At 67.6% G+C, this 10,792-nt stretch carries 11 protein-coding genes; 2 read left to right on the forward strand and 9 right to left on the reverse strand.

Going from position 1 to position 10,792, the window contains the following annotated elements; translation table 11 throughout:
- Positions 1-115 precede the first annotated feature (115 nt).
- Positions 116-346 carry an exodeoxyribonuclease VII small subunit gene (locus LQV16_RS14785; RefSeq protein WP_229994661.1) on the forward strand — a complete coding sequence of 77 codons (231 nt, stop codon included), beginning with the start codon at positions 116-118 and terminating at the stop codon, positions 344-346.
- Positions 347-371: 25 nt separating this feature from the next.
- Here LQV16_RS14785 and LQV16_RS14790 read toward each other — a convergent pair whose 3' ends face one another.
- From LQV16_RS14790 to LQV16_RS14830, 9 genes are all read right to left on the reverse strand, one after another.
- On the reverse strand, positions 372-1,226 hold the full coding sequence (locus tag LQV16_RS14790) for a polyphosphate kinase 2 family protein (protein ID WP_229994662.1): 855 nt from the start codon (positions 1,224-1,226) through the stop codon (positions 372-374).
- A 70-nt stretch (positions 1,227-1,296) separates the two neighbouring features.
- Positions 1,297-2,517 (reverse strand): pyridoxal phosphate-dependent aminotransferase, encoded by a 1,221-nt coding sequence (locus LQV16_RS14795; RefSeq protein ID WP_018773782.1) that lies wholly within the window; start codon positions 2,515-2,517, stop codon positions 1,297-1,299.
- A 191-nt stretch (positions 2,518-2,708) separates the two neighbouring features.
- Complete coding sequence (locus LQV16_RS14800; protein WP_229994663.1) at positions 2,709-3,674, reverse strand: ABC transporter substrate-binding protein; 966 nt, start codon at positions 3,672-3,674, stop codon at positions 2,709-2,711.
- Positions 3,671-4,417: an ABC transporter permease gene (locus LQV16_RS14805; RefSeq protein WP_229994664.1), complete on the reverse strand. Its 747-nt coding sequence runs from the start codon at positions 4,415-4,417 to the stop codon at positions 3,671-3,673. The genes LQV16_RS14800 and LQV16_RS14805 overlap by 4 nt, the downstream gene beginning before the upstream one ends.
- On the reverse strand, positions 4,414-5,154 hold the full coding sequence (locus LQV16_RS14810) for an ABC transporter permease (protein WP_229994665.1): 741 nt from the start codon (positions 5,152-5,154) through the stop codon (positions 4,414-4,416). Before LQV16_RS14810 ends, LQV16_RS14805 begins: the two co-directional genes overlap by 4 nt.
- Entirely contained in the window at positions 5,154-6,257 is a 1,104-nt protein-coding gene (locus tag LQV16_RS14815; protein ID WP_290369382.1) for an ATP-binding cassette domain-containing protein, read from the reverse strand. The genes LQV16_RS14810 and LQV16_RS14815 overlap by 1 nt, the downstream gene beginning before the upstream one ends.
- Positions 6,258-6,484: 227 nt before the next feature.
- A complete protein-coding gene (gene rsgA / locus LQV16_RS14820; protein WP_229994670.1) occupies positions 6,485-7,630 on the reverse strand; it encodes a ribosome small subunit-dependent GTPase A in 1,146 nt (381 codons plus the stop codon).
- A gap of 432 nt (positions 7,631-8,062) precedes the next feature.
- A complete protein-coding gene (locus LQV16_RS14825; protein WP_229994666.1) occupies positions 8,063-8,518 on the reverse strand; it encodes an NUDIX domain-containing protein in 456 nt (151 codons plus the stop codon).
- A gap of 34 nt (positions 8,519-8,552) precedes the next feature.
- Positions 8,553-9,425: a BadF/BadG/BcrA/BcrD ATPase family protein gene (locus tag LQV16_RS14830; protein ID WP_229994671.1), complete on the reverse strand. Its 873-nt coding sequence runs from the start codon at positions 9,423-9,425 to the stop codon at positions 8,553-8,555.
- Positions 9,426-9,545: 120 nt separating this feature from the next.
- On the opposite strand from LQV16_RS14830, the gene LQV16_RS14835 reads away from it, so the two are divergent.
- On the forward strand, positions 9,546-10,592 hold the full coding sequence (locus tag LQV16_RS14835; protein ID WP_229994667.1) for a nitronate monooxygenase: 1,047 nt from the start codon (positions 9,546-9,548) through the stop codon (positions 10,590-10,592).
- The last annotated feature ends 200 nt before the right edge of the window (positions 10,593-10,792 follow it).

Here is a 10,792-nt window from a genome sequence, read left to right on the forward strand (position 1 = left end):
AGCCGCACGGCAACACGGCAATCCGTCGGCAACACCACAGCACCACTGAACATCACCAGACGGCACGCAACAGACACCGCGGACGCAGTAACCGCATCAACCAAGGAGCATCCACATGGCAGCAGAATCCAGCCCGAACGCCGACATCGAGGCCCTCAGCTACGAGGACGCCCGCGAGCAGCTGGTCGCGGTGGTGGGCAAGCTGGAGGCCGGCGGCGCCAGCCTGGAAGAATCACTCGCGCTGTGGGAGCGCGGCGAGGCACTGGCCAAGCGCTGCGAACAGTGGCTGGAAGGCGCCCGCAAGCGGCTCGCCGCCGCCCGGGACCAGGCTGCGGACAAGAACTAAACACCTGCTTTTCAAAGACCGCCGGTCAGGACCGCTGCACCAGTTCGCGTTCCATGTCCATGTCCAAGTCCGGAACCGGCCATTTGAGATTCAGGCCTTCGAGGGCCTCCAGTAGGAGCTGCTGCACCACGATGCGGGCGTACCACTTCTTGTTGGCCGGCACGACATGCCACGGCGCCAGCTCCGTGCTGGTCTTGTCCAGGGCCGTCTGGTAAGCGTCCATATAGTCGGCCCAGAAGGCCCGTTCCTTAAGGTCCCCACTGCTGTACTTCCATTGTTTGGCGGGGTCCTCCAGACGGGCCAGCAGCCGGTTCTTTTGCTCATCGCGGCTGATGTGCAGCATGACCTTGACGATCTTCGTTCCGGCGGCCGCCTGCCGGGCCTCGAATTCATTGATGGCCCGGTAGCGGCGCTCCAGTTCCTCGGCGTCCGCCCAGTGGTGCACCCGGTGGATCAGGACGTCCTCATAGTGGGAACGGTCGAAGACCCCAACCATGCCGGCCGCTGGCACTTCCTTTTCGATCCGCCATAGGAAGTCGTAGGACTGTTCCTCGGGCGTGGGCGCCTTGAACGACTTCAGCTGCACGCCCTGCGGATTCATCTGGCCCATCACGTGGTTGACGATGCCGCCCTTGCCCGCAGTGTCCATGGCCTGCAGGACCAGCAGCACGCGTTTCTTGCCGCCGGTCCTGGACTCGGCGAACAGCTGCTCCTGCAGCTGCGTGAGCTTGCCGTCGAGTTCGCCGAGCAGCTGCTCGCCGTCGGCCTTGCCGCCGTCGTAGCCCGGCGTCGAGCCCGGGTCCAGCGATTCCAGGCTGAAGCCCTTCCCTACCTTGAGGAGTTTCGAGGGTTGGTCATCGAACGTCGCAGAGTCTGCCATCAATGCCTCTTTCCGGTTGACGCAGCCGCAGTAGGCGGAGCAGGAGCCCCGTTGCGCTGCTGACCGAAGCCTAGTTCCCCTTGTACCGGCTCAGGAAGTCCGCCATGCGGTTGATCGCTTCCTCGAGGTCCTTGACGTTTGGCAGCGTCACCATCCGGAAGTGGTCCGGCCGGACCCAGTTGAACGCCCTGCCGTGGGACAGGAGGATCTTCTGCTCGCGGAGCAGGTCCAGGACGAATTTCTCGTCGTCGCGGATGTGATAAACCTCGGGGTCCAGCTTCGGGAACAGATACATCGCCCCGCGGGCCTGCTGCGTGCTGACGCCCGGGATGGCGTTGAGCATGTCGTAGGCCTTGTTCCGCTGCTCCAGGAGACGTCCCCCGGGCAGGATCAGGTCGTTGATGCTCTGGTAGCCGCCGAGGGCAGTCTGGATGGCGTGCTGGGCAGGAACATTGGCGCAGAGGCGCATGTTGGCGAGCAGGTTGATGCCCTCGAGGTAGTCCGCGGCGTCTTTTTTCGGCCCGGAGATGGCCATCCAGCCGGCCCGAAAACCGCAGACCCGGTAGGCCTTGGAGAGCCCGCTGAAGGTCAGGCACAGGACGTCGTCGCCGGTGAGCGAGGCGAGGTTTACGTGCACCGCATCTTCGTAGAGGATCTTCTCGTAGATTTCGTCGGCGAAGAGCACGAGGCCGTGCTTCTCGGCGAGGGCGACGATCTTTTTCAGCGTCGCTTTGGGGTACACCGCACCCGTGGGGTTGTTCGGGTTGATGACCACGATCCCCTTGGTGCGCGGAGTGATCTTCGCTTCCATGTCCTCGAGGTCGGGCTGCCAGCCGGTTTCCTCATCGCAGAGGTAGTGCACGGGCTTCCCGCCGGCCAGGGCAACCGAGGCGGTCCACAGGGGGTAGTCCGGGGTGGGGATGAGGACCTCGTCGCCGTCGTCGAGCAGGGCCATGAGCGACATCGTGATCAGCTCGCTGACGCCGTTGCCGAGATAGATGTCATCCACGTGGATGTTCTGGATCCCGCGGGTCTGGTAGTACTGCGAGACGGCGGTGCGGGCCGAGAAAATGCCGCGCGAGTCGCTGTAGCCCTGGGCATGCGGCAGGTGGCGGATCATGTCCACCAGGATCGCGTCCGGCGCTTCAAACCCGAACGGGGCCGGGTTTCCGATGTTCAGTTTGAGGATGCGATGACCCTCCGCCTCCATCTGCTGGGCGGCCTGAAGAATCGGTCCACGGATGTCGTAAAGGACATTATGAAGCTTGGTGGACTGCTTGAATTCTGCCATTCATCAAATATGCCATATGGAGGATGTACTTCCGCTGAGACATGACTCACACGCGGACGCGGCAGTAACAACAACGACGCCGGTGCCCGGGCTGCAAGCCCGGGCACCGGCGTCGACGGCAGGTCAGCCGTGGTCACTGGCCGGCGGGGTTCGCCGCGGCATGTAGCCGCCGCGCTCCCCCGCCCTGCCGGTTACTGCTTGACGATGCCCTTTTCCTTCAGCCACGCGTCCGCGGCGTCCTTCGGGTTCTGCTTCTGGCTGCCGCTGACGGCACGGTTGAGGTTGATGAGGTCTTCGGTGGTGAGGACCTTGGACACGGAGTTGAGGGCTTCCTTCGCCTTGTCCGTCATCTTGGCCGAGTTGTACAGCGGCAGCACCTGCTGGGCGATGAAGTTGTTCTTCGGATCCTCCAGCACCACGAGGTCGTTGTCCGGGATGGACGGGGTGGTGGTGTAGATGTCCGCGACCTGGACCTGGTCCGAGAGCAGTGCCTTGAGCGTGACGGCGCCGCCGCCGTCGCTGAACGGCTCCAGCTTTTTGGGCACGCAGTTGTAGTTCTTCGCCAGGCCGGGCAGGCCGTACGCGCGTTCGGCGAAGGTCGCCGGGGCGCCGATTACAAGCTCGCTGCAGACCTTCGCCATGTCTTCGATGGACTTCAGCTGGTGCTTCTCGGCAGTGGCCTTGGTGACCACCATGGCGTCCTTGTTCTCGGCCTTGGAGGCATCCAGCACGGCCAGGCCCTGCGGGAGCTTGGTCGGGAGCGCCTTCGCGATGTCATCGGCCGAGACCTCGGTGGCGTCCTTGTTTACGTACAGCAGCAGGTTGCCGCTGTAGTCGGGAACGACGTCCACCGAGCCGTCCTGGACGGCTTTGAAGTAGACCTCGCGCGAGCCGATGTTCGGCTTGGTGCTGGCCGTAACGCCCGCGGCGTTCAGGGCGCCGGCATAGACCTCGGCCAGGATCTGGCTCTCGGGGAAATCAGCGGAGCCGATCACCAGGGCGCCGCCGGAACCGGAGGCGCCGCCGCTGCTGGCCGGTGCCGAGCTCAGCGGGTTGGATGAGCCTCCACAGGCGGACAGTGCCAGGGCCAGGCCCACGCCGGCGGCCAGGCCGCCGAATGCGCGCCTGCCGAGCGCTCGTTGGCGGGATTCGTTCATGACGTACCTCCTTGAACAGCAGTCTCCGTGTATACGGAGTCTGTGAGATCAACCGCAGCCTTCTGGCTGCGGTTCGGCTGGAACGAGGCACCCCGTGACAGGAACAGCCTCTGAATAAGGGCCAGGACAAGGTCGACGCTGATCGCGAGGCCCGCGATCAGCAGCGAACCGCCCAGCATCTGCGGGAAATCGGAAAGCACCAGCCCGTCGAACAGGTAGCGGCCCAGACCGCCCAGGTTGATGTACGCGACCACCGAGACGGTGGCGATCACCTGCAGCACCCCGGTCCGGAACCCGCCGTACATGACGTGCAGTCCGTTGGGGAATTCCGCCCGGAACAGGACCTGCCACTCGGTCATGCCCATGGCGCGGGCGGCGTCCACCACGTTGCGGTCAACGCTGGAGATCCCGGCGTAGGTGCCGGCCAGCAGGGGCGGGACGGTCAGGATCACGAGCGCCCAGATCGGCGGCATCAGCCCGATGCCGGCGATCAGGACGAACAGGGTCAGCAGGCCGAGGGTGGGCAGGGCCCGCAGGGCGCCGGCGAGTGCCACGACGGCAACCCGCCCGCGGCCGGTGTGGCCCACATACAGTCCCACCGGAATGGCGATGGCCATGGCGATCAGCATGACGAGCCCGGTGTAGGCCAGGTGCTCGAGAAGCCGCACCGGGATTCCGCTGCTGCCGCTCCAGTTCGCCGGATCGGTGAGCCAGTCGGCGGTGTCCGTGACGACGTTGCTCATGCGTTTCCCCCTCCGGTCTTGGGACGCGAAAGCCGCATCGCCGCGGCAGCGGGGCCGGTCTTGTCCGGGCCGGCGCCTGAATCGGTGCTGCCGCCCGTGGCCGCCGAGGCGCGGGTCCAAGGGGTCAGCAGCCGTTCCATCAGCACCAGGACGGCGTCCATGAAGAGCGCGAGGATCAGGATCGCGATGATGCCCACCACGACCTCGGTGACGAAGTCCCGCTGCAGTCCCGAGGTGAACAGCATCCCGAGGTTGCCGATCCCGAGCAGGGCCGCGACGCTGACCAGCGAGATGTTGCTGACGGAGACCACGCGCAGCCCGGCGAACATCACCGGCAGGGAAAGCGGCAGGTCAATCTGGAGGAACCTGGCAAATGGTTTGAAGCCCATGGCGACGGCGGCCTGGCGGAGGTCCTCGTCCACCGAATCGAAGGCATCCAGGGCGGCGCGGACCAGCAGTGCCACCGCGTAAATGGTCAGGGCGACCACCACGTTGACGGGATCCAGGATCCGGGTACCGAGGACGGTCGGCAGAATGATGAAGAGCGCCAGCGAGGGGATCGTGTACAGCAGCGAGGACCCGGTGAGCACCACGGAGCGCCGGGCACGGCTCTGCCGGGCAACTTGGGCCAGCGGGATGGCGATCAGCAGGCCTAAGATCATCGGCAGGACGGCGAGGACAAGATGCTGGCCGGCGAGCGTGAAGACCTGCTCCTTGTTGGCCAGGAACCACTCCATTAGAGGACCCCGTGACGGACGTTGCGGTCCGATTCGATCACTTCGAGAACCTCGGCGGCGACAATGACCCCCGCTGCCCGGCCGTCGTCGTCCACGGTGACGCCAAGCCCTGACGGCGAGGACAGGGCCGCGTCCAGTGCCCGGCGGAGGGTGTCCCCCTTGCGGAAGAGGGAGCCTCCGGGAACCATTTCCGCGCCGGCTCCGCTGGCGCTGCCGGGCCCGGCCCAGCCCAGCGGACGCAGCGCGCCGTCGACCACCAGCTGCCAGTCGTCGGAGCTGCCCTCCGCCTGGAGCTGTTCGAGCGTGATGGTGGGGACGGGGTGGATGGTGACGCCGTCGGAGGGGCTGAACGCAAGGTGCCGGAACCCGCGGTCGCGGCCCACGAAGGACGCCACGAACTCGTTGGCCGGGGCCCGCAGGATCTCGGCAGGGGCGGCGTACTGCGCCAGTTTGCCGCCGATGCCGAACACGGCCACTTTGTCGCCCAGGACAGTGGCCTCATCGATGTCATGGGTGACGAAGACGATCGTCTTGGCCAGGTCTCGCTGGAGCCGCAGCAACTCCCTCTGGAGTTCATCGCGGACCACGGGGTCCACGGCACTGAAGGGCTCGTCCATGAGCAGCACGGGCGGATCGGCCGCGAGCGCCCGGGCCACGCCGACGCGCTGCTGCTGGCCGCCCGAAAGCTGGGAGGGGTAACGCTTGCCGAGGGAGGAGGCCAGCCCGACGACGTCGAGCAGTTCCTGCGCGCGCTTGCGGGCGTCCCCTTTGGACACCCCATTAAGCCGGGGAACGGTGGCGATGTTGTCCAGCACGGAGCGGTGCGGCATCAAACCGGAGGACTGCATGACGTAGCCCATGGACCGGCGCAGCTGCGCGGCGGGCACTGACGTGACGTCGGCCCCGCCGACGGTGATGATGCCGGACGTGGGTTCCACCATGCGGTTGATCATCCGCAGGGAGGTGGTCTTTCCGCAGCCGGAAGGTCCGACGAAGACCGTGATGGCGCCTTTGTCGATGGACATGGTCAGTCCGTCAACGGCGGGCTGGCCACCCTGGTACTGCTTCGTGACGTTCTGGAACTCGATCATGGCTTCGGCCATTTCCGGGCTTACCTAACTGTTGGCGGCAACATCGACAGGGACCAGCCAACTGCTCATCAGTGTACTGGCCATAAAGCAGTTAGCTCATAGACTAACCAGCGCCCCGGCCTATGTCAGCGGCGCGCGGCTCCCGTAAGGCTTCGGAAGCACAACGATTTTGGATGGGTGGCGCGCCGGAAGAGCTCCCGGCGCGCCACCGGGACCGTTGAGTCACCGCGCGGTGCGCCTCAGCGGGGCCGCCGCCGGCCGCCCTTGGCGCCGCCGGCTTTGCCGCCCCGGTCGCGCGCGTTCTCATGGTTGTCGCGTTCGGCCGACCGCTGGCTCTTGCCCGCCACCGCGATCTTCTGGTGCCATTCGCGCTGGTAGGCCCGCCGCGCGGCCGCGTCGTGGCGGCGGGCCAGGGCGGCGAGTTCGCGCTGCAGCTTCAGGTAACTGGCCCAGCGGCGGTCGTCGAGTCCGCCGTCGGCGAGCGCGGCCTGCACGGCGCAGCCGGGCTCCCGGCCATGCGCGCAGTCCGAGAAGCGGCAGTGCTCGAAGAGCTCTTCTAGGTCGCCGAACATCTCCTCCATTCCTTCGTCGGCGTCGAAGATCCCGAAGCCGCGCACCCCGGGCGTGTCCATCAGGACGGCGCCGCCGGGCAGGGGAACGAGCGCGCGGGACGTGGTGGTGTGCCTGCCCTTCCCGTCACCGGCGCGAACGGTCCCGATCTCCTGGGCCGCGACGCCGGCGAGGGCATTGATGAGCGTGGATTTGCCGGCGCCCGAGGGCCCCAGCAGCACCAGCGTGCCGCCGGGTGGCAGATGGCCCAGCAGTTCGTCGAGGCCGTCGCCGTTCTCGGCAGAGGTGGTGACGACGTCGACGCCGGCCGATTGGCGCACGACCGTCCCCACGACGTCGTCCGCGAGATCCGCGATGTCCGCCTTCGTGATGATCACGAGCGGAGTGGCGCCGGAGTCCCAAGCCGCGACCAGCGTCCGTTCGAGCCGGTTGTGCGTGAGCGGGCGGTCCACCGGAACGACGATTCCCACGACGTCCATGTTGGCGCCAAGGACCTGTGCTTCAGAGGAGGCTTCGAAGGCACGCTTGCGGCTCAGCTCCGAGTGGCGCGGCAGTATGCCCGCGATGGCGGGCTCCCCCGCCGCGTTCGAGCCCAGCCAGACCCAGTCCCCGGTGACGGGAAGCTCCCCGCCGCGGGGGTAGGGCAGGTGGGCGGCCCCGTCGCCGTCGGCCACCAGGACGAGGTTGCGGTCCACCCGGATAACTCGGCCCCGGCGGTGGCCTCCTGGCACGGGATGTGCCGCGAAACGCTCCGCGATGCCCGCCGTGTAACCGTAGTGGACCGGCCCCTCGGGGCCAGCCGCATTGGAGTGCAGGGCTGAATTAGTGGTGGCTGAATTAGTGGTGGCTGAATTGGGGATGGCTGCAGTAGGGACGGATGAACTGGCAACAGATGAATCGGTGAAGAGGGCGCCACGGGCGCCGGGCGATGCAGCATGAGTGGTCAACGAAAACCCTTTGATGGGGCCCGTGGTGCGGTGCAGGTGCGCTGCGGCGGCAAGGGACGCCGCGCGCGTGGAGACTAGCGCTGGATGGCTAGGCTGCGCCGTGGGACGGGGCAGGAGTAATGATTTGGCTTGTATCGGTGCGCTGCGCGCTCAGAAATATCGCATTCATTGCTTCCACCTCCCCATCGTCGGCCGGCTTGCTGCGGCCGGCTCCTGGCTGATCCCGTCTACTGCGCTGTGTCGTCTACTTGCGCTGCGGTTTCTACAGAATAGCCATGGCGCCTGCGCCTGGCTAGCGATTTAGCCGGAAAGTTTTCCGTTCAGCGGCCTCTCGCGGTACAGGCGCAGTCCGGCGTCCACCAGCGAGACCCGGTTCAGCTCCGCCACCGCATGCAGCGGAATCCAGGCCGCGTGGGTGGTGCTCCCGTTCACTTCGTGGCGCAGGTCCCCGCCCGTGATCGCCGCCTCGTAGACCAGCCGGAGCGACTGGAAGTCCCGCTCGCCGCCGTCGAGCCGGACTTCGGACGGCCAGTGCCCGACGTCGATCCCCAGCATGGCGCCAACCTCGGCGTCGTAGCCGGTTTCCTCGTGGATTTCGCGGCGGCAACCGTCAACAGGGTGTTCGGCGAGGTCCAGGCCGCCGCCGGGCAGCGTCCATCCCTCGCGGCCGTCCTGCTTCCAGTACGCCAGGAGGATCTCGGCGTCGCGGATGATGACGGCGTAGGCGGCGGGCCGGGTGTCGAATTGCATGCTCATGCCTCCAGCGTAGTGGCCGGAGGATTGCCCCCCGCTAGTCCTGTTCCGCCACCAGCTGGAGCACCCCGAAGACGGGCTCCTGCGCCAGGACCCGGACATCGGTGATCCCCGCGACGGCCAGTGCCGCGCGGAAGGACTCCTGCAACCGCGGCACGTTCATGCCCAGACCGCTGCCCAGGATGACGGGACCCTCGATGCCGAGCTGCCTGACGGACTGCGCGGCCAGGTCGGCGAGGTCGCGCCCGGCCTGATCAATGAGGGCCTGGCTCGGCGCGTGGCCGGCGTCTGCGGCTTCCACCACGAGCCGGGCCTGCTGGGCCCAGAAGCGGCGTCCGGTCGCGGGCGAGTGGAACATGGCGATCAGCTTGTTCGGGTCATCCGCCCCGCAGGAGGCCAGCAGGGCCCGGGTGAGTTCGTCCGGTTCCAGCCCCTGGTTCATCCGCCGCAGGCTGTGGCGGACGGCCTCCCGGCCCAGCCAGTAGCCGCTGCCCTCGTCGCCGAGCAAGTAGCCCCAGCCCCCGGCCCGGGCTTCCTCACCACGGCCGTTCCTGCCCCACGCGGCCGAGCCAGTGCCGGCGATCACGGCGACGCCGGTGCTGGCGCCGCCTGCGGCGAGCAGCAGCCGGGAGTCATGGACCACTGTGATCCGTGCGCCGGGTACGTGGGGGGCGATCAGTGCCGCGAGCGCCGCGGCGTCGTCGTCGGTGTCGATGCCGCCGGCCCCCGCGTAGACCTGGGCCACTTCTCCCCCGCCGATCCTGCCGAAGAGTTCCGCCAGGTTGCGGGCGGCTTCCTCAGGGCTGACGTTCTGGACGTTGGAGCTGCCCACCGATTCGTCGGCCACGGGCGTGCCTCCTTCGAACCGGACGCCCCTGGTTTTGGTGCCGCCGATGTCCAGGCCGATCACAGCGCCCGTCGTCGCCGCCGGGGTGGATGGCGTGGTGGAAGATGGAACGGAGTCCGCCGCCGGCGGGAAGTCAGTGTTAGTCACTGGAACAGGTTACTGAACCCCTGCAAGGAGCCCGCAATGCCCCAGGATCTTTTCGGCACACCCGTCATCGCGGCGCCCATGGCCGGAGGAACCTCAACGCCGGCCTTCGTCGAGGCCGTGCACCGCGCCGGCGGGCTTGGCTTCCTGGCCGCCGGGTACAAGAGCGTGGCGGCCATGCAGGCGGAAGTCCGCACCATCCGGGAGTCCGGCGCCCGCTTCGGCATGAATGTGTTCGTCCCGGATCCGGCCCAACTGCCGCCGTCCGCGGCGGTGTTGGCGGAGCTCGAGGACTACCGGCTGCAGTTGCGGGCCGATGCCCGGCGATACGGCGTGGAGCTCCCGCAGTTGCGGCTGGATGACGACGACGAGTGGCAGGCAAAGATCGATGCCCTGCTGGCGGACCCCGTGGAGCTGGTCAGTTTCGCCTTCGGGCTACCCGGCCTCGACGTCGTCCGCGCTCTGCAGCGGGCGGGATCGGCGGTGCTTGCCACTGTCACCACCGCGGCCGAGGCCGTTCAGGCGGCAGAGCAGGGCGTGGATGCCCTGGTGGTGCAGCACACGAGCGCCGGCGGACACAGCGCGGCGTTCCTTCCGGCACCGGGGGCAGTGCCGGGCGGGGCAGAGCCGGGCGGCACGACGGCGGAGCTGCTCGCGGAGGTGCGGTCCTTCGTCGGCCTCCCGCTGGTGGCCGCGGGGGGCATCATGGATGCGGCCGGGCTCGACGCCGTGCTGCGCGCCGGGGCTGTTGCTGCCCAGCTGGGCACCGCGTTTCTCCGTACGGACCAAAGCGGCGCCAGGCAGCTGCACAAGGATGCCCTGGCGGATCCGCATTTCACGCGTACCCGGCTGACGCGCGCCTTCACCGGCCGGCAGGCCCGGGCCTTGGAGAACGAATTTGTCCGCGACCACCCCGAGGCACCTGAGGCCTACCCGGCGGTCCACCACCTGACGGCTCCCCTCCGGGCCGCGGCGGCCGCAGCCGGCGACGCGGAGCGCCTGAACCTGTGGGCGGGCACGGGTTGGCGCCAAGCGCAGGCCGGACCCGTCGCCGACGTCGTGCACGGGCTGCTCGCCGGCCGCTGACCGCCGCAGGCCACCAGAACCTCGCGGGCCCCTGAACCCCGAGATCGCCGGAAACGTGCGAAACCGCGGTCCTCTCCCTGTGTGTCAGGCTGTTGTGTGACAGGTTTTCTGTTGCTGGAGCCGGTGCTCAGAGCGGGGGAAGGTCCATCATGGACTTCGTTATGCCTGTTCGTGTTTCGAACCGGAAGCACTTCACTACC

This window comes from Arthrobacter sp. Bi26 (assembly GCF_918697925.1).
Classification (GTDB): Bacteria; Actinomycetota; Actinomycetes; order Actinomycetales; family Micrococcaceae; genus Arthrobacter.